We start from the raw sequence: 19,335 nt of genomic DNA, 5'->3' as shown, positions 1-19,335 counted from the left end.
CGGCCAACTGCCTGAAGAACGACAACATCGTCTACATCGGCGACCTGATCCAGAAGACCGAAGCCGAGATGCTGCGCACCCCGAACTTCGGCCGCAAGTCGCTGAACGAGATCAAGGAAGTGCTCGCGGGCATGAACCTGCACCTCGGCATGGACGTGCCCAACTGGCCGCCCGAAAATATCGAAGAGCTGGCCAAGAAGTTCGAAGACCAGATGTGATCCCCGGACCGTGGCCTAGGCCACGGTCCAAGCTTTTGTAATATCCGCGGCGCGTCGCGAGACGCCCCGACCGCTAAGGAGAGTTCTAAATGCGCCACGGTTCCGCGCACCGCAAACTGGGCCGCACCAGCGCCCACCGCACCGCGATGTTCGCCAACATGGCGGCGAGCCTGATCAAGCACGAGCAGATCGTGACCACGCTGCCCAAGGCCAAGGAGCTGCGCCCCTTCGTCGAGAAGCTGGTGACGCTCGGCAAGCGCGGCGACCTGCATGCGCGCCGTCAGGCGATCAGCGCGGTCCGCGACGTGGAGCAGGTCGGCAAGCTGTTCGCCGTGCTGGGTCCGCGCTACGCCGCGCGCAACGGCGGCTACATCCGCGTGCTGAAGGCGGGCTTCCGTCATGGCGACGACGCCGCCATGGCGGTGATCGAGTTCGTCGACCGCGACCCGGCCGAAAAGGGCAAGGACTCCGGCCCGGTCGCCGAGAGCTACGCCGACTGATCCCAGCCGCAGCGCTGAAATTCAAAGGCCCCGGAGCGCGAGTTCCGGGGCTTTTTGTTGCGCGTTGTCGGCGGCGCGGCTTCGGCGCAGGCTCGGGCCATGGACGCCGAAACCCAGATCGAGGGCTTCATCGCCAAGTTCTCCGAGGACGTGGCGCCCCAGATCCGCGCCGCGCGCGCCGAGATGCGTCGCCGCCTGCCGGGCGCGGTCGAGCTGGTCTACGACAACTACAATGCGCTGGCGATCGGCTACGGGGCGTCGGACCGGCTGGAAGACCTGGTGTTCTCGATCGCCTGCTTTCCCCGCTGGGTGAGGCTGTTCTTCTACTACGGCGCGGAGCTGGCCGATCCGGCGGGCCTGTTGGAAGGCGAGGGGGCGCAGGTGCGCAGCCTCAAGCTCCCGAACCTCTCGGTGCTCGATGAGCCGCCGGTCCGCGCCCTGATGGCGCAGGCGCTGGCAAGGGCCGTGCAGCCGATCGACCCGACCGCGCCCTCGCGCAGCGTCGTGAAGTCGGTGTCCGCCAGGCAGCGCCCGCGCCGGCCGGCTTGACGAAGTAATTGCGATATGCGTTAAATATTGGCGAAACGTAGCAGGAGTTGGCCATGGCCGAGACCGCCAATCCGACCTTCAAGCCCAGCGCTTTCTACCGCGATCCGCTGGCCGCCCTGAAATGGCTCGAAGCCGCGTTCGGCTTCGAGACCACCACCCTGGTCACCGACGAGGCCGGCAAGGTCGGCTATTCGGAGATGTCGTTCCTGGGCGGCTCGGTCAGCATCAACAGCGAGTTCTCAGGCGATCCGATCGGGGAGGCCCGCATGGTCAGCCCGGCCACGATCGAGGGCCGCGGCACCCAGTTCATCCGCGTGCATCTGCCTGACGGCCTCGACGCCCATTGCGAGCGGGCCAGGGCCGCCGGCGCGCGGATTGTCCAGGAGCCGTCCGACCAGTTCTACGGCGAGCGGACCTACCGCGTGATCGACCCGGAGGGCCATGTCTGGAACTTCGCCCAGCCGGTCGCCCAGGTCTCCATCGCCGACCAGGAAGCCGCGACCGGCCTGAAAATCGCAACGTCCTTGAAGGAGGCCGGTCATGGCTGATTGGCGCGCACCCCTGATGTCGGCAGTCTGCTACCAGGATCCCAAGGCGGCCCTCGCCTGGCTGGAGAAGGCGTTCGGCTTCGAGGTCTCCATGCTGATCGAGGACGCCGAGGGCGGCCTGGCGCACTCGGAGATGCGATTCGGCGACGCCGTGGTGATGATCGGCAACGAGTGGAGCGCCGACCACAAGAGCCCCAAATCCATCGGCGGCAAGAACACCCAGACGGTGCACATCCAGATCACCACGGATGTCGACGCCCATTGCGAACGGGCGAGGGCGGCGGGCGCGGAGATCCTGATGGAGCCCGCGACCCAGTTCTACGGCGACCGCACCTACCGCTGCCGCGATCCGGAAGGCCACATCTGGACCGTCGCCCAGACCGTGCAGGCGGTCACCCGCGAACAGGCCGAGGAGGTCAGCGGCTTGAAGATCACGGGGTGGGTGTGAGCGCCCAGCCTGCCCGAAAGGAGCCCGCCCGCGCCATTCCCGCCGAGCTCGACCGGACGCTGGCGGCGCTCGCCGACCCGCACCGGCGCCGCGTCGTCGACCTCCTGAGCCGGGGCCCCCGCGCGGCCGGCGACCTGGCGCGCGAGCTCTCCCTGACGCCGCCGGCCATGAGCCGCCACCTGAGGACCCTGCGCCGGAGCGGCCTCGTCGAGGAATCCCACCCCACCTTCGATGCGCGGGTGCGCATCTACGCCCTGAGGCCCGAACCCATGGTTCATCTACTGCGCTGGCTGGAGGACGCCGAGCGGCTCTGGAGCGAGCAGCTCACCGCCTTCAAGGCCCACATCGAGCGGGACAAGTGACCTCCAGGGTCTATGTGGCGCTGCGCGTGAAGGCGATGCCGGAGCGGGCGTTCGCGGCCTTCGTCGAGGAGATCGGGGACTGGTGGCGCCCAAGCCCGCTGTTCCAGACCACGCCCCGAGCGGGGCGGCTTTCCTTCGAGCCTGGGGAGGGTGGCCGGCTGATCGAGACCCGGGAGGGCGGCAAGGTCTTCGAGATCGGCAAGATCAGCGTGTGGGAGCCGCCCGCCAAGCTGGTTTTCTCCTGGCGCCAAGCGAACTTCCCTCCCGATCTTCACACCGAAGTCGAGGTCGGCTTCGAGGCTGTGGGCGCGGAGACCCGGGTCAGCATCGAGCATCGCGGCTTCGACCAGGTTCCGGCCGGCGCCGCGCGCCACGGATTCCCGGACGAAGTCCTGATGATGCGGCTGGCCGACTACTGGCGCAACCAGCTCGCCGCTGTCGGCGAGACATTGGCATAACCGGTTGCGCGGGTTCCTGCTTGGTTTCAAGGTCGGGGGAGGGGATAGACAATGAGCGAGATTGACATGACGGTCGGCGCGCGGCCCCGCCGCCGGGCCGCCTTCGGCTTCATCTTCGCCAGCGCCCTGATGAACTCGATTTCGTTCGGGCTGATGATCCCGATCCTGCCGAACCTGATCCGGCAGCTGACCGGCGGTGACACAGCCGCGGCCTCCGACTGGAACGTGGTCTTCGCCACTACCTGGGGCCTGATGCAGTTCATCGTGGGCCCAATCCTGGGGATGCTGTCGGACCGCGTGGGCCGCCGGCCGATCCTCCTGATCTCGAACTTCGGCCTGGCCGTCGACTTCCTGTTCATGGCCTTCGCGCCGACGCTCTGGTGGCTCTACGTCGGCCGGATCCTCAACGGCATGACTGCGGCCAGCTTCTCGACCGGCGGCGCCTATGTGGCCGATATCACCCCGCCGGAACATCGCGCCAAGAACTTCGGCATGCTGACGTCGGCCTTCTCCATGGGTTTCCTGGTCGGCCCGACGCTGGGCGGCTTCCTGGGCGACATCAACATCCGCCTGCCATTCCTGGTGGCTGCGGGCCTGACGGCGCTGAACTGGTTCTATGGTCTTCTGATCCTGCCGGAATCCCTGCCGGCCGAGCGGCGGCTGGCGCGGTTCGAGTGGGCGCGCGCCAACCCCCTGGGGTCGCTGCGGCTGCTGCAATCGCACCCAGGCCTGCTCAGCCTGGCTGGCGTCGGCTTCCTGTTCCAGCTGGCCCAGATCGTCCTGCCGCAGGTGTTCGTGCTCTACACCACCTGGCGCTACCACTGGTCGATGTCGGTGCTGGGCTTGACCTTCCTGATCACCGGCGTGATGGGGGTGATCGTGCAGATGTTCCTGGTGGGGCCGGCAGTCGCGCGGTTCGGCGAGCGGCGGCTGGTGCTGATCGGCTGCGTGGCGGGCGCTCTGGGCTTCGCCTGGTACGGCACCGCCTCGACCGGCTGGGCCTATCTGATGGCCGCCCCGATCTTCGCCTTTTCAGGGTTTCTGATGCCCGGCGTCCAGGGGCTGATGTCGCAGCGAGTGCCGCCGAACCAGCAGGGCCAGCTACAAGGCGCCAACCAAAGCCTGCAGGGCATCGCCGGCATCATCGGCCCCTCGATCTTCGGCCTGACCTTCGCCTTCTCGGTTCGCCACAACTCCACCCTGCATTTGCCGGGCCTGGCCATTTATCTGGCGGGCGGGCTGTTCGTGCTGGCGTTCCTGCTGGCCTGGGGCTTCGCGCATCCGCACCGCGCGCCGACGCCGGCAGCGGCCTAAGCCTCGCCATTAAAGCGCCCGAAAAATCCGGAGAACTCCGGTCGTAATCCAAGTTTCGGAGAAACTATGCGCGCCTACCGCGTCCTGATCCCGACCCTCGCCATCTTCGCCGCCGGTTCGCTGCCCGGCGCGGGCCTGGCGCAGCCGACTCCCGGCGAGGCCGCCGGCCGCGTCGCGCCGACCAGCGCCGTCGGCCTGAAGCAGTCCTTCGCCCCGGTCGTGCGGCGCGCCGCCCCGGCGGTGGTCAACATCTCATCCAAGCGGCTGGTCCGCCAGCAGGCCGATCCCCTATTGCAGTTCTTCGGCATGGGCGCGCCGCGCGACCGCATCGAAGGCTCGCTGGGATCCGGCGTGATCGTGCGGCCCGACGGGGTGATCGTCACCAACAACCACGTGGTCGCGGGCGGCCAGGAGATCACCGTCGCGCTCGCCGACCGCCGCGAATTCCCGGCCAAGGTGCTGCTGGCCGACGCCCGCACCGACCTGGCCATCCTGAAGATCGACCTGCCGGCCGGCGAGAAGCTGCCGGTGCTGGCCATCAACGAGCGCACCGACAGCCAGGTGGGCGACCTGGTGCTGGCCATCGGCGATCCCTTCGGCGTCGGCCAGACGGTGACCAACGGCATCATCTCGGCGCTGAACCGCACGGCTGACCCCAACGGCGACGCCGGGGCCTACATCCAGACCGACGCGGCGATCAATCCGGGCAACTCCGGAGGCGCCCTGGTGGACATGGACGGCGCCCTGATCGGGGTGAACAGCTTCATCCTCTCGCAGTCGGGCACCTCCTCCGGCGTCGGCTTCGCGATCCCGGCGGCCGTGGTGCGCCGCGTGGTGGAGACGGCGATGGGCGGCGGCCATGCGGTGGTGCGTCCCTGGCTCGGCGCGCGCCTGCAGAGCGTGACACCGGAGCTTGCCAAGACCATGGGCCTCTCCCGGCCCTCCGGGGCCTTGGTCGCCGATGTCTGGCCGAACGGGGCGGCGCAGCGCGCAGGCCTGAAGCAGGGCGACGTGGTCACCTCGGTGGACGGCGGCCCGGTGGTCGACGCCGCGGCGCTGAACTATGCGGTCGCCAATCATCGGCCGGGCGAGGCCGTGCGGGTCGGCGTCCACCGCGCGGGCGGCGAGCAGGCGCTCACCGTCCAGGCCGAGGCTGCGCCCGCGACGCCGGCCCGCGACGAGCGCGTGATCGCAGGGCGCAATCCCTTCGCCGGGGCCACGGTGGTCAACCTCTCGCCGGCGGTGGCCGAGGAAGTGGGCCTCGATCCGTTCGGCCGCGCCGGCGTGCTGGTGTTGAAGACCGCCGCCGGCCCGGCCCAGCAGGTCGGCCTGCAGCCCGGCGACATCATCCGGGCGGTCAACGGCCGCGACATCAAGAGCGTCAGCGACCTGACCAGCGCCGTGGTGGCTCCGGCCCCGGTGTGGCAGTTCACCATCGAGCGCAACGGCCGCGAGGTGACGGCGACCGTCCGGGCCTAGGCAAAAAGAAGGGCGGCTGCGGGCTTGCCGCAGCCGCCTTGGCCCTACGCCGCCCGAAGCAGGCGTCCCAGGCCGCCGGCCTCGGCGACCGCCGCGTCCAGCGACGCCTGCTTCTGGTCGGGGCTGATGTTGACGCCTTCGGCGCTGACGACCTCGACGTCCTGGACGCCGATGAACGCGAAGAAGCCGCGCAGGTAGCTTTCCTGGTGCTGCAGGCCGGCGGCGGGGCTGTCCGGACCGTAGAAGCCGCCGCGCGAGGAGGCGAGGATCACCCGCTTGTCGCCGGCCAGGCCTTCGACCCCGGCCTCGGAATAGCGGAAGGTCTTTCCGGCTACGGCGATGTGGTCGATCCAGCTCTTCAGCTGGCTGGGGATGCCGAAGTTGTACATCGGCACGCCGATCACCACGATGTCGGCGGCGAGGAACTCATTGAGGATGGCGTCGGCGTCGGCCACCTCGCGGGTCTGGTCGGGAGTGCGTGCTTCGGGATCGAGACCGCGCGCGGCCAGGAGGGCGCCCGACTGGTGCGGCGCAGGCGTCGCGCCCAGGTCGCGGTAAACGACGTTCAGGCCAGGGCTCTCGGCGCGCAGGGCCGCGACCGCCGCGGCGGAGATCTGGCGGCTCACCGAGTGGTCGCCGAGGATGCTGGAATCGAGGTGGAGCAGGTTCACTGTGGGGCCTCATGCTGGTATTGGTTTGTGACCAGCACTATTTGAGTAACTGCCCTGAACCTCACAAGAAGGCACTTTTTTGGAACCCAAGCACACCGATGTGACCATCCCCGTGACCACACATGGGGGTCTGTCGCACGCCGAGCTGTTCTCGCAGATCGAGAAGAACGGGGTGGAATCCGTCACCAAAGCCTGTCGTCCCGTGACGGACATCCTCTCCCGCGTCGGCGACAAATGGAGCGTGATGATCGTCATGCTGCTGGGGCCGGGCCCCAAGCGGTTCAACGAGATCCGCCGTGCGATCAATGGCATCTCGCAGCGCATGCTGACGCTCACCCTGCGTGGGCTGGAGCGCGACGGGCTGGTGACGCGCACGGTCTTCCCGACCATCCCGCCGCGGGTGGACTACGAGCTTACCGAGCTTGGCCAGTCGCTGCGTTGCCCGATCGACGCGCTTGGCGAATGGGCCTTCGCCAAGCGCGAGCAGATCGACGCGGCGCGCGCGCGGTTCGACGCGGCGCAGGATCGATCCTGACACCGATGCGCCTCACCCCGATCCTCAGGGTTTGCTAGAAGTCCGCATGGCCGATCTCTTCGAAGCCGCGGGCCTGACGCCCCAGGCGCCGTCGCCCCTTGCCGACCGGCTGCGCCCGCAGCGGCTGGACGAGGTGGTGGGGCAGGATCACCTGCTGGGTCCGGCGGGGCCGATCCGGCGTATGGCGGAGGCCAAGCGGCTCGCCTCGATGATCCTCTGGGGCCCGCCCGGCACCGGCAAGACCACCATCGCGCGCCTCCTGGCCAAGGAGGCCGGCTACGAGTTCCAGCAGCTCTCGGCGGTGTTCTCGGGCGTCGCCGACCTGAAGAAGGCCTTCGAGGCCGCGCGGGTCCGGCGCCTCGCCGGCCAATCGACCCTGCTGTTTGTCGACGAGATCCACCGCTTCAACCGCGCCCAGCAGGACGGCTTCCTGCCGTTTGTGGAGGAGGGGATCGTCACCCTGGTGGGCGCCACCACCGAGAACCCCTCGTTCGAGCTGAACGGGGCGCTGCTCTCGCGCTGCCAAGTCTTCGTGCTGAAGCGCCTGGACGAGACGGCGCTGGAGACCCTGATCAAGAAGGCCGAGACCTTCGAAGGCGCGCCGCTGCCGCTTGAGCCCGAGGCGCGTAACGCCTTGATCGCGCTCGCCGACGGCGACGGCCGCTATCTCCTCACCCTGATCGAGACCCTGTTCAATATCGGCTCGGCCAAGCCGCTCACGACCAAGGAGTTGGGCCAGGTGCTGCAGAAGCGCAGCCCGGCCTACGACAAGGACCGCGAGGAGCACTACAACCTCATCTCCGCCCTGCATAAGTCGATCCGCGGCTCGGACCCGGACGCGGCGCTCTACTGGCTGGCGCGGATGCTGGACGGCGGGGAGGATCCGCTGTTCGTGGCCCGGCGGCTGATCCGCGCCGCCGCGGAAGACATCGGCGAGGCGGACCCCATGTCGCTGATCCTCGCCAACGCGGCCAAGGACACCTACGACTTCCTGGGCTCTCCGGAAGGCGAGATCGCGCTTGCCCAGCTCACCGTCCACCTGGCGACTGCGCCGAAGTCCAACGCCGTCTACCGGGCCTATGGCGCGGCCATGAAGGCGGCCAAGGAAACCGGCTCGCTGTCCCCGCCCATGCACATCCGCAACGCGCCGACGCGGCTGATGAAGGACCTGGGCTACGGCAAGGGCTACGCCTACGACCACGATCAGGCCGAGGGTTTCTCCGGGCAGGACTATTTCCCCGACGAGATGGACCGCCAGACCTTCTATGCGCCGAAGGGCGAAGGGTCCGAGGCCCGGATCAAGGAGCGGCTCGACCGCTGGGCGGCCCTGCGCCGGGAGCGGGGCGGCGCTTGAGCCGGCGCCCGCAGCGGTCCGACCGCGCGCCGACCTCCGGCGTCACGCTTTCTCCCGACGAGATCGCCTTCGTCCGCGGGCTGGTGATCTACGAGGATCCCGAGATCCTGGCCCTGAACAAGCCGGCCGGCCTGTCGAGCCAGGGCGGACGCGGCCAGGCCCATACGCTCGACGAGCTGCTGTGGGCCTTCGCCAGGCCCGGCAAGGCGCGGCCCCGGCTGATCCACCGCCTCGACCGCGACACCTCCGGCGTCATCCTGACGGCCAGGACCAAGCCCGCCGCGGGCTTCCTCGGCAAGGCGATGATGGGGCGCAGGTTCGCCAAGACCTACCGCGCCATCGTCACGCCCGGCGCTCCCGAGCCGAAGGCGGGCGCCATCGACGCCCCCTTGCGCCGCGACGAGCAGGGACGCGAGGCCTACATGCGCGTCTGCCCGCCCGACCATCCGGACGCCGAAACGGCGCGCAGCCGCTACCGGACGCTCGCCGAGGCGCCCGGCGCCGCCCTCCTGGAACTCGACCCCGAGACCGGCCGCATGCACCAGCTGCGCGTGCACCTGGCCTCCATCGGCCGCCCCATCGCCGGCGATGCGCGCTACGGCGGAGCCCTGGTGGTCGGCGGACACGCGGTCCCGCGCCTGATGCTGCACGCCGCAGCGCTCCGCTTCCCGCATCCGTCGGGCGGCGAGAAGCGCATCGAAGCGCCGCCGCCCGCGGACATGCTGGGCCTGATCGCGGCGCTCCAGCTCGGCTGATCCGGAACGCCGCAGCCAATTCGCCCGTTTCTGTCGCGAAGTCTTGGAACTCAAACGGTTTTCCGCCGGACAAAGACCGATGAAACGCCTGATCCTGCCAGCCCTCGCCGCGCTCTCGCTGAGCGCCTGCGAAACGCCCCAGCCGATGGCCTACCAGCCGGTCGCCGGCCCGCGCGCCGTCGGCTATTTCGAGCAGCGGATCGAGCCCGGCCGCTACCGCATCAACTTCCACGGCGCGCCGGGCGCGCCCCGCGCGCAGGTCGAGGACTATGCGCTGCGCCGCGCCGCCGACCTGGCGCTGGCCGACGGCTATGACTGGTTCCGGGTCTATGAGCGCGCCGTGAGCTGGGACCGCGCGGGCGAGGGGCCGCGGGTGGGCTTGAGCGTCGGCGGCATGAGCTTCGGCCGGCGCAGCGCGGTCGGTGGAGGCGTCGGCACCGCCTTCAACCTCGGCGGCGGCCCGGCGCTCACCGCGACCCTGGAGGTGACCATGGGCAAGGGGCCCAGGCCTCCCGGCCCTGACGTCTATGACGCCCGCGGGGTGCGCGAGTCCGTGGGCGCGCGTATCTGACGGCCTTTGCGGCGGCGAGCGGGCGTCGCATAAGGGGCTGATGCCGACTCTGCTGCTTGTGGCCTTGGGCGGCGCCTTCGGGGCGGTCTGCCGCTACCTCCTGGGCGTGCGCCTGTTCAAGGCGTTCGGCCCGGGCCCGCCCTATGGGACCTTCACCGCCAACGTGCTCGGCGGATTACTGATGGGCGTGCTGGTCGGCGCGCTCGCCCTGCGCGGCGGTGGCGACCAGGAGCGATGGCGCCTGCTGCTGGGCGTTGGTGTCCTGGGCGGCTTCACGACCTTCTCGTCCTTCTCGCTGGAGACGGCGCTGATGATCGAACGGCGGACCTACGGCCTGGCCGCCGCCTACAGCCTGGCCTCGGTGGTGCTCTCGGTCGGAGCGCTGTTCCTGGGGCTCTTCCTGATGCGGAAGCTGCTGGCATGAAGGAGGTCCGCACCCTCTATGTGGACAAGGGCGAGGAGGGGGTGCGCCTCGACCGTTGGTTCAAGCGCCGCTGGCCGCACCTGAACCACATCCAGATCCAGAAGCTCGCCCGCTCCGGCCAGATCCGCGTCGACGGCGGCCGCGCCAAGCCCGACACGCGGCTGTCGGCCGGCTCGCAGATCCGGGTGCCGCCGCTGCCCGACGCACCGCCGCCGCGCGACAAGGACGCCCTCGACCCGCGCGAGGTCGCCTTCGCCAAGTCCCTGGTGCTCTACGAGGACGAGGAGGTGCTGGCGCTGAACAAGCCCGCCGGCCTCGCCGTGCAAGGCGGCACCAAGACTTCCAGGCACATCGACCGGCTGCTGTCGGCCTGGGGCGAGGGGCTGGAGCGACCGAGGCTGGTGCACCGGCTCGACCGCGACACCTCCGGCGTGCTGGTGCTGGGCAAGTCGCCGGGCGCGGCGGCCAAGCTCGCCGGAGCCTTCGCCAAGCGCCGGGCGCAGAAGACCTACTGGGCCCTGGTCGCGGGCTTCCCCAAGCCCGGCGAGGGCGTCCTCGACCTGCCGCTCGCCAAGAAGGGCGTCGGCGACCGCGAGATGGTGCAGCCGGCCGACCCCTCCGACCCCAGGGCCGAGCCCGCCGAGACCGAGTTCGTGACCATTTCGCGGGCCGGCGATCGGGTCGCCTGGATGGCCCTTCGCCCCCACACCGGCCGCACCCACCAGTTGCGCGCCCACATGCTGGCCATGGGCCATCCGATCCTTGGGGATCCCAAGTACGGGACCGAGGCCTCCACCGAGCTGTCGCAGGGGCTCAAGCTGCAGCTGCACGCCCGCCGCCTGGTGCTGGCCCACCCCTCGCGCGGCCAGCTGATCCTCGAGGCGCCGATCAGCCCGGAGCTGCGCGAGGGCTTCCGGCGCTTTGGCTTCGAGGAGCACGAGGCCGAGCCCGAACCGTTCCGGAAGACCCGGCGATGAACGAGACGGCCACGATCGACCGCGCCGAAGCGCTGGTGGCGCACGGCAAGGCGGGCGATGCCCTGGCCCTGACCGCCGCTCTGGTGGCCGGCGCAGCGCCCAGCCACATGGCGCTGGCGGCCCACGCCGGGGCCCTGAAGGCGGCTGGCCAGCGCGAAAAGGCCCTGGCGTTCGACCTGCAGGCCATCGAGCGGTTCGGGTCGAGCCCCATCGCCTGGCACAACCTCGCCGCCACCTTGGGCGACCTGGGCCGCGGGCAGGACGCTGTGAAGGCCTGCGAGAAGGCCTTCACCCTAGGCCTCGACGCGCCGGAGACCTGGAACGTCTACGCCCGCGCTTTGCAGGCGAGCGGCGACCACGACCGGGCGGAGGACGCCTATCGCCAGAGCCTGATGCGCGTCGGCGGCGCGCCGACGGTGGCCTCGGAACTCGCCAACCTCGTGTGGATGCGGCGCGGCGACGTGGCGGCCGCCGACGCGGTGCTCGACAAGGCCTTCCACGCGGGCGGGCCGCCGACGCCGCTGCTGCTGGCCAAGGCCACGCTGTTCGAGGCGGCGGGCGACCTGCCGCGCGCCGCCGCCCTGCTGGAGGCCGCAACCCGCCGGCTCCGGGGCGACCTGCCGCTGCTGCTGGCCGCAGCCCAGGCGGAGCTGCGGCTGGAGCGCGTCGACGAGGCGGAGCGCTACGTGCGGCTGGCGCAAGGCGTCGACCCGAACGCCCGCAGCGTGGTGCAGTACGCGGCGATCGTAGACCTGGCGCGAGACCGGGCCGACGCGGCGCTCGCCAAGCTGCGGGGCGCCCTCGCCATCCATCCCGAGGACCAGTCGCTGTGGGGCTGGGCGGCGACGGCGGCGCGGGCGGCCGGCGACCCGCTGTACGGCGAGCTTTGCGACTACGATGCCGTGGTCGGCGCCTACGACATCGAGACGCCCGAGGGTTGGCCGTCGATCGAGGCCTTCTTAGCCGATCTCGGCAAGTCCCTGAAAGAACTTCATCTTTACGAGCAGCATCCGTCGAACCAATCGCTGCGCCATGGCAGCCAGACGCTGCACCTGCTGTCCGGCTCCGACGACCTGGCGATCAAGGCCTTCTTCCAGGCGATCGATGCGCCGATCCGCCAGCACATGGCCAGGCTGGGCCGCGGCGACGACCCGCTCCGCCGCCGCAACACCTTCGACTACCGGATCCAGGGGGCCTGGTCGGTGCGGCTGCGGCCTGGCGGCTTCCACCGCGACCACTTCCATCCGGAGGGCTGGCTGTCGTCGGCCTTCTATGTAGAGACGCCGGACGCGGCGCTGGAGACCGAGGAGCGGCAGGGCTGGATCCGCTTCGGCAAGCCGCCCTTCGTCACCGACCCGCCGATGCCGGCCGCGCATTATGTGAAGCCGAAGCCGGGCCGCCTCGTGCTGTTCCCGTCCTACATGTGGCACGGCACCGTGCCGTTCACGACCGACGAAGCCCGGATGACCATCGCCTTCGACGCTGTCCCCAAATGATCTTCCTTTCCCGCGCAGCGGGAGAGGGGGACCGCAAGGCTACACCAGCCCCATCACCGGCTTCGCTGCGGCGCTGTTGGGGAACACCGCGTTTTCCAGCGCGGCGCGGTCGACGCCCATGTGCTCGGCGAGCACGCCCTTGAAGAGGCCGCGCATGTCCAGGGTCGGGGTGACGTCGCGGTTCTCGTAGAGCGCCTGTACTTTAAGCGTCGGCCAGTCGCCGACGATGCCGCCGGGTTTTAGCGCCCCGCCGAGCAGCAGGGCGGTGGACGCCGTGCCGTGGTCGGTGCCGCCGGTGCCGTTGGCCCGCGCGGTGCGGCCGAACTCGGTGGCGACCACCACGACGGTGTCCTTCCACTCCGGCCCCAACCCCGAGCGCACGCCGTCCAGCACCGCGTCGAGGTAGGCCAGGCGCGCGGTCAGCAGGCCGGCCTGGTTGGCGTGGCTGTCGAAGCCGTCCAGCGAGATCGCCGCCACAGTCGGTCCGCCGGGTTCGCGCATGAAGCCCGCGAGCGAGGCGCCCATGGTGCGCGCGGCGTCGCGCCCCTGCTGAGGCGGCGCGCCGGCGGTTCCGACCTTGCCGCCCATCATCGCGGCGGGCTGGACGCCCTCCAGACCCGCGGTGGCGTCCTTGGCCATGGTCTCGGTGGCGAGGCCGCGGGCCAGCGCCGGGCCCAGCAGCGGATCGTTGCGGTAGAGGTCCTGCAACAGTATCGGCAGGCGCGCCTCGGCGTCCACCGAGCGGCCCGGCGACCAGGAGGCGGTCTGGACCTTGCCGCGCAGGATCAGCGGCGCGGTGGGGCCGACCGACAGCGCGTCCACCTTGCGGTGCGCCGACAGCGTCTCCACGGCCCGGTTCAGCCAGCCGGAGGTGGTCGAGTAGACGCCGGCCGCGCCGGTCTCCAGGACGTCCTGCGCCTCGAAGTGCGAGCGGGCGCGGTCGGGCGTGGCGACAGCGGGGACGATGCGCGCCTCGCCGGCCCTGGCCAAGGCGTGGACGGCGGCGAGCTGCGGGTGCAGGGCGAAGGTCCCGTCGAGGGGCAGGGCGCTGTCGTTGAGCGCCAGGGACCCGCGCAGGCCCCGGTACTCGCCGTCCCCGATCGGAGGCGCGACCGAAAGGCCGTCCATGCCGCCGCGGCAGATCACCACGATCAGCTTGCGCCTGTTGAGCGCGCCGTCGGCGGCAAGCGCCGGAACGGCCATCAGCTGCAGCGACAGCCCGAAGCCCGCCGCGGTCGCGAGCAGGCCCCGTCTTGAAGGAAAAAGGGGGCTTGAAGGCAAAAGGGGGCTTGAGAGCGTAAAGGCGTTCATCGGCGTTGGAACTCCGGGGACATCAGCAGCAGGGCGAAGCCCTCGGGGCGCGACTCGGCGCGCGCTATGGCCTTGGCGGTCTCGGGGGAGAGCCGCTCGCCCAGGGCGTCGGCGGCCAGCCCCTTGGGATCGCGGTCGCGGACGGCGGCCGCCGAGAACGCCTGGGCGAACTGCATGCGCTTGACGATGGCGTCGGGCGCGGCCCAGGACCGCGCGTCCTCCGGCCAGCCCTTGGGCGAGGGGGCCGAGAATGGCTTCTGGCCCAGCGCGGTCAGGATCGGGCCGAGCTTGTCGAAACCGGTCGGCGTCGCGCCGGCCGCGCGATAGCTCGAGACGATGAACTCGTAGGGCGTCTTGAATTTCTCCGGCTTCGGGTTCCACGCCTCCGGGGCGGAGATCAGCGCCTCGGCCACCTTCGAGAGGTCGCCCTTGCTGCCGGTCCAGGCCGCCTCCAGGCGCGCGACCAGCGCCGGCGGCGGATCGTCGGCCACGAAGTGGCGGGCGATCTTCGTGCACACGAAGCGGGCGGTCTGCGGCTTGGCGGCGAGGTCGGCCAGGATGGCGTTGGCCTGGTCCTTGCCGCGCTGGTCGTAGCTCACCCCCATCACCGTCCGCACGCCCGGTTCGTGGGCCTGGTCCCGGAACACGGCGACCCCGAAGACGGCGTCGCGCTGGCCGCCGATCGACAGGCCCGTCATGGCGCGGGCGAACTCGGTCACGTCGCCTTGGGTGTAGCCGCCGTTCACGCCCACGGTGTGCAGTTCCATGATCTCGCGGGCGAGGTTCTCGTTGAGGCCGACCGCGCGTTGCTGGACGGCGGCCGGCTGCAGGCCCGCGCCGACGCCGCGCGGACCGCCGCGCTTGAAGAACTCGGCTGCCTGGCTGTCCGGCCCGATCGACTGGATCTGGTCGAGGTAGGTCAGCATGGCCGGATGGGTCTCCGCCGCGCCCAAGAGGTCGTCGAAGCGGCCGAAGACGTTGGGCCGGATGGCCTCTTCCTCGAACGGTCCCACCACCGTGCCGGTGATCGCCTTGCTGGCCGAGACGGTGAAGTGGTTGGCCCAGAACAGCGTCCAGCGCTCGCGGAAGGCCGCGTCGGTGGCCGCCGCGAGTTGCGCGCGGGCGCTGAAGTCCGAGCCGACGTCCTGGCGCAGCATCCGGCCGACCGCCTTTACCGGATCGCGGGCGTCCTGAGCCTTCTGGGCGGTGTCGGCCAGGGCCGGAGCGCCCTCCATGGCCGCGCCGGCCGGCGGCCGGGCGTCGGAGGCCTTCTCCAGGCGCACCTCGCGGCGTTCCCGCCGATAGTCGCGGAACTCCGCCATGCGCTGAGCGCTGTTGGCGGTGGGACCTGGGGGCTGGTCGGCGCCGGAGCGGCGGATCTGGCTCTTGAGGAAGCCCTTGGGATCCTTGCGGGCCACGTCCAGTTCGCCGGGCTTCGCGCCCAGCCCGAAGCGCGTGACCGCGATCGCGGCCCTCATGTCCTGGTCGGCAAGCGCCACTTGCGTGTCTCCTTGCGCCTGTCCCTCATCGCCGTCATGTCACGCGAAAGCGGCGTAACCTTGGCCGTCGAATATCGGGAGTGAAGTATTGGCGAGAGGTTTCCACGAACCGGGGGACAAGCCCAGGCGCTTCTACGCGGGGGTCAGCGTGGCCGACGAGCCGGACGGCTACACGGTCCTGCTGGACGGGCGGCCCTTACGCGGGCCGAAGGGAAGCCGAGTGGTCCTGCCGACCCGCGCGCTCGCCGACCAGGTCGCCGAGGAGTGGGCCGCGCAGGGGGAAACCCTCGAGCTTGCCAAGATGCACGCCACGCGGCTCGCCAACACCGCCATCGACTCCGTGCCCCTGGCTCGCGAGGCCACCGCCCAGGCCATCGCCGACTACGCGGCCTCCGACCTCGTCTGCTACTACGCCGTCGCGCCCGCCGGCCTCGTCGACCGACAGGAGCGCCTGTGGGGGCCCGTCCTCGACCGCGCGGAGGCCGAGGCGGGCCTCGCCTTCGTCCGCGCCGCGGGTATCATCCACCGGCCTCAGCCGGCGGAGACCCTGGCCCAGGTCAAGGCCCTGGCGCTCGAGCTCGACGACTTCGGCCTCACCGGCCTGGCGTTCGGCGCGGCCCTGTTCGGCTCGGCGGTGCTGGCCGTCTCGCTGCAGCGCGGCTGGCTGTCGGGTGAGGAGGCTTTCGCCCTCTCGCGCGTCGACGAGGCCTGGCAGGAGGAGAAATGGGGCGTCGACGCCGAGGCCGCCGAGCGCACCGAGCGCCTGGCCGGCGAGGCGGCCATGCTGGACCGCTGGTTCCGCGGACTGGCGAAATAGCGCCGCCGGCTCGGAACTTGCGCCGCCGCCTCCGAATCCACGGCCCTTGTGCCGGAATGGAGCGGAGCCAGGCCTGTGATCGCGTCGGCCGCGTCTTTCGGCAGTTTCAGCCTGATCCCGGGGACGATGACGCGCGCCGTCCCGCCGACCGCGGACGCGCCGATCCTGCCGGCCCGCCCGCAGCCGTCGCCCGCCTACCACTCCGCCGCCATCGTCACGCTCGCGCCCGCCGCCATGGCAGCGCTGCTGCAGGCGCAGGAAGGCCTGTCGCAGGGCGCTCCACCACCGGTCCGCGCGCGCAGACTGGCGAAATCCGAGCGGCGGATCTCTCGCCTAATCGATGAGCCGGCGAACGAGGCCGGGGCGGACGAAGGTCTGTTCGCCGAGCGCCGGCTCCGCACCGCCCCCAGGCGCGCTCTCAGACCTCGCCTATCTCCCCCGGCGTGACCTTGCCACCGTAACGGCCGCGCTCTACCCCTTCATTCCGTGCAGGGAAGGGCCGGTTCGCGTGAAGCATATCCTTGAAGAGCTCGAAAAGCGCCGCGCCGAGGCGCGGGTGGGCGGCGGCGAGAAGCGGATCGCCAGCCAGCACGCCAAGGGCAAGCTGACCGCCCGCGAGCGCGTCGACCTGCTGCTCGACGAGGGCTCTTTCGAGGAGTTCGACATGTTCGTCGAGCACCGGGCGACCGACTTCGGCATGGCCGACCAGAAGGTGCCGGGCGACGGGGTGGTCACCGGCTGGGGGCGGATCAACGGCCGGGTGGTCTTCGTCTTCTCCAAGGATTTCACGGTGTTCGGCGGGTCTCTTTCGGGCGCGCACGCCCAGAAGATCCTCAAGGTGCAACGCCAGGCGCTGAAGATGGGCGCCCCGATCATCGGCCTGTTCGACGCCGGCGGCGCGCGCATCCAGGAAGGGGTCGAGAGCCTTGCCGGCTACGCCGACATCTTCCTGGAGAACACCCTGGCGTCCGGCGTCATCCCGCAGATCAGCGTGATCATGGGCCCCTGCGCCGGCGGCGACGTCTATTCGCCGGCCATCACCGACTTCATCTTCATGGTGAAGGACACCTCCTACATGTACGTGACCGGCCCCGACGTGGTCCGCACGGTCACGCACGAGGAGGTCAGCCACGAGGAACTGGGCGGCTACCGGGTCCACGCGCTGAAGTCCGGCGTCGCCGACGGCGCCTTCGAGAACGACCTGGAGGCGCTCACCCAGGTCAGGCGCCTCATCGACTTCCTGCCGCTGTCCAACCGCGAGAAGCCGCCGGTCCGCGAAAGCTTCGACGAGCCCTACCGCGACGAGGCCTCCCTCGACACCCTGATCCCGGTCAACCCCAACAAGCCCTACGACATGAAGGAGCTGATCCTGAAGGTCGTCGACGAGGCCGATTTCTTCGAGATTTCACCGGACTACGCCAAGAACATCGTTGTCGGCTTCGCGCGCATGGACGGTCAGCCGGTGGGCATCGTCGCCAACCAGCCGCAGGTGCTGGCCGGCGTGCTCGACATCGACGCCAGCCGCAAGGCCGCCCGCTTCGTGCGCTTCTGCGACGCCTTCGAGATCCCGATCATCACCTTCGTCGACGTGCCGGGCTTCATGCCGGGCACCCGCCAGGAGCAGGGCGGCCTGATCCGCCACGGCGCCAAGCTCTTGTTCGCCTTCGCCGAGGCGACTGTGCCGAAGATCACGCTGATCACCCGCAAGGCCTATGGCGGCGCCTATGACGTGATGAGCTCCAAGCACCTGCGCGGCGACATCAACTACGCCTGGCCCACCGCCGAGATCGCGGTGATGGGCTCCAAGGGCGCCGTGGAAATCATCTTCCGCTCGGAGATCGGCGACCCCGAGGCGCTCGCCGCCCGCGAGGCCGAATACAAGGCCCGCTTCGCCAACCCCTTCGTCGCCGCCTCAAGAGGCTACATCGACGACGTGATCATGCCGCACGGCACGCGCCGCCGGATCGTGCGGGCGCTGAAGAACCTTGCGGGCAAGCAGCTCACCAACCCCTGGAAGAAACACGACAACATTCCGCTGTAAGGCGCCGGAACCCCGCCTTCCCACCCCGTGTTCTCCGCTCAAGGACGGCTGCGCCTTGCCGTCCGCCATAATCACGGAGGACTTCACCATGGCCGGCAACTGGATGGACGAACGCGAACGGCAATGGCGCGAGCGGGACTGGCGACGGTCCGGCGAGACGGGGCGCGCCGAGGGTCGCGAGGACCGCAGCTGGGACCGTGACGACCGCGCCGACCTGCATGGCGGCGGGCGCGGCCCAGAGCGGGGCCCAGAGCGGGGCCAGGACCGGGATCGGGTATTCGGCGAGGGTGAGACAGGCGCCGGCTACGGCGGGCGGACCACAGGCGGCGCCCGTAGCGAACCCGCTCGGGGCGAACCCGCCCGCCGCGGCTGGCAGGACCGCGACTACGGCGGCGTAAGCCCGGCGATGCGCCAGGGCGCCTACGACCGCTCTCCGCGCTTCACGAGCCAGGACTACACACAGCACGACTACGGCAGCGGCGGCCGCTTCTACGGCGACGACGACCAGGAGCGGATCTACCGCGAGGAATACGGCCAGGGCGGCGTCGAATACGGCGACGTGCCGCGCGGCTACGACGCCCAGCGCAGCCCGACGCGGGAGCGCTACCACGCCGAGGGTTATGGCCAATCCGGCTATGGCGCCTATCCCGGCGAGTACCGCCAGGAGATGCGCAAGCCCTCGGCCGGCGGGACCGGCGGCTACGACTACGAGCGCGGCTACGGCGACGGCGGGCGGCGCGAGACCCGCAGCGAGCGGTTCGAGGACGCCGGGCGGGGCGCCGGCAGCTTCCTGCGCCACGCGGGCGAGCGGGTGGCCTCCTGGTTCGGCGCCGGCAGCGAGTCGCGGATCTACGACCCGGACTTCCAGGGCCGCTCCCGCGGCGCCCGGGGCCTGGGGCCGCAGGGCTACAAGCGCTCCGACGACCGAATCAGCGACGACGCCCACGAGCGGCTGACCGACGACACCTGGCTCGACGCCACGAACATCTCGATCTCCGTCTCCGGCGG

23 protein-coding genes are annotated in these 19,335 nt (G+C 70.5%); 20 read left to right on the top strand and 3 right to left on the bottom strand.

Annotation, left to right across the window (positions count from 1 at the left end):
- From JWP28_RS13135 to JWP28_RS13095, 9 genes are all read left to right on the top strand, one after another.
- Positions 1 to 218, top strand: a 218-nt coding sequence (locus JWP28_RS13135) for a DNA-directed RNA polymerase subunit alpha C-terminal domain-containing protein (RefSeq protein WP_299543529.1), incomplete at its 5' end; no start/stop codon positions are given.
- A gap of 89 nt (positions 219 to 307) precedes the next feature.
- Complete coding sequence (gene rplQ / locus JWP28_RS13130) at positions 308 to 718, top strand: 50S ribosomal protein L17 (RefSeq protein ID WP_299543527.1); 411 nt, start codon at positions 308 to 310, stop codon at positions 716 to 718.
- A 99-nt stretch (positions 719 to 817) separates the two neighbouring features.
- Complete coding sequence (locus tag JWP28_RS13125) at positions 818 to 1,267, top strand: DUF1801 domain-containing protein (RefSeq protein WP_299543526.1); 450 nt, start codon at positions 818 to 820, stop codon at positions 1,265 to 1,267.
- A gap of 53 nt (positions 1,268 to 1,320) precedes the next feature.
- Positions 1,321 to 1,815, top strand: a complete 495-nt coding sequence (locus JWP28_RS13120) for a VOC family protein (protein WP_299543524.1) — start codon at positions 1,321 to 1,323, stop codon at positions 1,813 to 1,815.
- The gene (locus JWP28_RS13115) at positions 1,808 to 2,263 is read left to right on the top strand and encodes a VOC family protein (protein WP_299543522.1); all 456 of its coding nucleotides are present in this window, start codon (positions 1,808 to 1,810) and stop codon (positions 2,261 to 2,263) included. The genes JWP28_RS13120 and JWP28_RS13115 overlap by 8 nt, the downstream gene beginning before the upstream one ends.
- A complete protein-coding gene (locus JWP28_RS13110; protein WP_299543520.1) occupies positions 2,260 to 2,625 on the top strand; it encodes a metalloregulator ArsR/SmtB family transcription factor in 366 nt (121 codons plus the stop codon). The genes JWP28_RS13115 and JWP28_RS13110 overlap by 4 nt, the downstream gene beginning before the upstream one ends.
- Complete coding sequence (locus JWP28_RS13105; protein ID WP_299543519.1) at positions 2,622 to 3,083, top strand: SRPBCC domain-containing protein; 462 nt, start codon at positions 2,622 to 2,624, stop codon at positions 3,081 to 3,083. The genes JWP28_RS13110 and JWP28_RS13105 overlap by 4 nt, the downstream gene beginning before the upstream one ends.
- 51 nt (positions 3,084 to 3,134) lie before the next feature.
- Positions 3,135 to 4,397: a TCR/Tet family MFS transporter gene (locus JWP28_RS13100; protein WP_299543518.1), complete on the top strand. Its 1,263-nt coding sequence runs from the start codon at positions 3,135 to 3,137 to the stop codon at positions 4,395 to 4,397.
- Positions 4,398 to 4,463: 66 nt separating this feature from the next.
- Positions 4,464 to 5,876 (top strand): Do family serine endopeptidase, encoded by a 1,413-nt coding sequence (locus JWP28_RS13095; RefSeq protein WP_299543516.1) that lies wholly within the window; start codon positions 4,464 to 4,466, stop codon positions 5,874 to 5,876.
- A 44-nt stretch (positions 5,877 to 5,920) separates the two neighbouring features.
- Here the strand turns inward: JWP28_RS13095 and JWP28_RS13090 are convergent, their stop codons facing one another.
- Positions 5,921 to 6,547, bottom strand: a complete 627-nt coding sequence (locus JWP28_RS13090) for an FMN-dependent NADH-azoreductase (RefSeq protein WP_299543514.1) — start codon at positions 6,545 to 6,547, stop codon at positions 5,921 to 5,923.
- Between the two features lie 79 nt (positions 6,548 to 6,626).
- Between JWP28_RS13090 and JWP28_RS13085 the strand changes: the two genes are divergently transcribed.
- From JWP28_RS13085 to JWP28_RS13055, 7 genes are all read left to right on the top strand, one after another.
- Complete coding sequence (locus tag JWP28_RS13085) at positions 6,627 to 7,082, top strand: helix-turn-helix domain-containing protein (RefSeq protein WP_299543513.1); 456 nt, start codon at positions 6,627 to 6,629, stop codon at positions 7,080 to 7,082.
- 46 nt (positions 7,083 to 7,128) lie between these two features.
- The gene (locus JWP28_RS13080) at positions 7,129 to 8,436 is read left to right on the top strand and encodes a replication-associated recombination protein A (RefSeq protein ID WP_299543511.1); all 1,308 of its coding nucleotides are present in this window, start codon (positions 7,129 to 7,131) and stop codon (positions 8,434 to 8,436) included.
- Entirely contained in the window at positions 8,433 to 9,191 is a 759-nt protein-coding gene (locus JWP28_RS13075) for an RluA family pseudouridine synthase (protein WP_299543509.1), read from the top strand. Before JWP28_RS13080 ends, JWP28_RS13075 begins: the two co-directional genes overlap by 4 nt.
- 79 nt (positions 9,192 to 9,270) lie before the next feature.
- On the top strand, positions 9,271 to 9,762 hold the full coding sequence (locus tag JWP28_RS13070; RefSeq protein WP_299543507.1) for a hypothetical protein: 492 nt from the start codon (positions 9,271 to 9,273) through the stop codon (positions 9,760 to 9,762).
- Between the two features lie 40 nt (positions 9,763 to 9,802).
- Complete coding sequence (crcB, locus tag JWP28_RS13065; protein ID WP_299543506.1) at positions 9,803 to 10,186, top strand: fluoride efflux transporter CrcB; 384 nt, start codon at positions 9,803 to 9,805, stop codon at positions 10,184 to 10,186.
- A complete protein-coding gene (locus tag JWP28_RS13060; RefSeq protein WP_299543504.1) occupies positions 10,183 to 11,163 on the top strand; it encodes an RluA family pseudouridine synthase in 981 nt (326 codons plus the stop codon). Before crcB ends, JWP28_RS13060 begins: the two co-directional genes overlap by 4 nt.
- Positions 11,160 to 12,659, top strand: a complete 1,500-nt coding sequence (locus tag JWP28_RS13055) for a putative 2OG-Fe(II) oxygenase (RefSeq protein ID WP_299543502.1) — start codon at positions 11,160 to 11,162, stop codon at positions 12,657 to 12,659. Before JWP28_RS13060 ends, JWP28_RS13055 begins: the two co-directional genes overlap by 4 nt.
- 39 nt (positions 12,660 to 12,698) lie before the next feature.
- Here JWP28_RS13055 and JWP28_RS13050 read toward each other — a convergent pair whose 3' ends face one another.
- Complete coding sequence (locus JWP28_RS13050) at positions 12,699 to 13,862, bottom strand: DUF1501 domain-containing protein (RefSeq protein WP_299543500.1); 1,164 nt, start codon at positions 13,860 to 13,862, stop codon at positions 12,699 to 12,701.
- 104 nt (positions 13,863 to 13,966) lie between these two features.
- A complete protein-coding gene (locus JWP28_RS13045; RefSeq protein WP_366143815.1) occupies positions 13,967 to 15,469 on the bottom strand; it encodes a DUF1800 family protein in 1,503 nt (500 codons plus the stop codon).
- An 88-nt stretch (positions 15,470 to 15,557) separates the two neighbouring features.
- On the opposite strand from JWP28_RS13045, the gene JWP28_RS13040 reads away from it, so the two are divergent.
- The 4 genes from JWP28_RS13040 to JWP28_RS13025 form a co-directional block, all read left to right on the top strand.
- Positions 15,558 to 16,286: an ATP12 family protein gene (locus tag JWP28_RS13040; RefSeq protein ID WP_299543498.1), complete on the top strand. Its 729-nt coding sequence runs from the start codon at positions 15,558 to 15,560 to the stop codon at positions 16,284 to 16,286.
- Between the two features lie 75 nt (positions 16,287 to 16,361).
- On the top strand, positions 16,362 to 16,733 hold the full coding sequence (locus JWP28_RS13035) for a hypothetical protein (protein ID WP_299543496.1): 372 nt from the start codon (positions 16,362 to 16,364) through the stop codon (positions 16,731 to 16,733).
- 61 nt (positions 16,734 to 16,794) lie between these two features.
- Positions 16,795 to 18,327 (top strand): acyl-CoA carboxylase subunit beta, encoded by a 1,533-nt coding sequence (locus JWP28_RS13030; protein WP_299543495.1) that lies wholly within the window; start codon positions 16,795 to 16,797, stop codon positions 18,325 to 18,327.
- A gap of 55 nt (positions 18,328 to 18,382) precedes the next feature.
- Positions 18,383 to 19,335, top strand: a 953-nt coding sequence (locus JWP28_RS13025) for a hypothetical protein (protein ID WP_299543494.1), incomplete at its 3' end; no start/stop codon positions are given.

Source organism: Phenylobacterium sp. (assembly GCF_028290885.1).
Classification (GTDB): domain Bacteria; phylum Pseudomonadota; class Alphaproteobacteria; order Caulobacterales; family Caulobacteraceae; genus Phenylobacterium.
The sequence above is the reverse complement of the archived record's forward strand: the minus strand, read 5'-3'. Positions and strand labels throughout refer to the sequence as shown.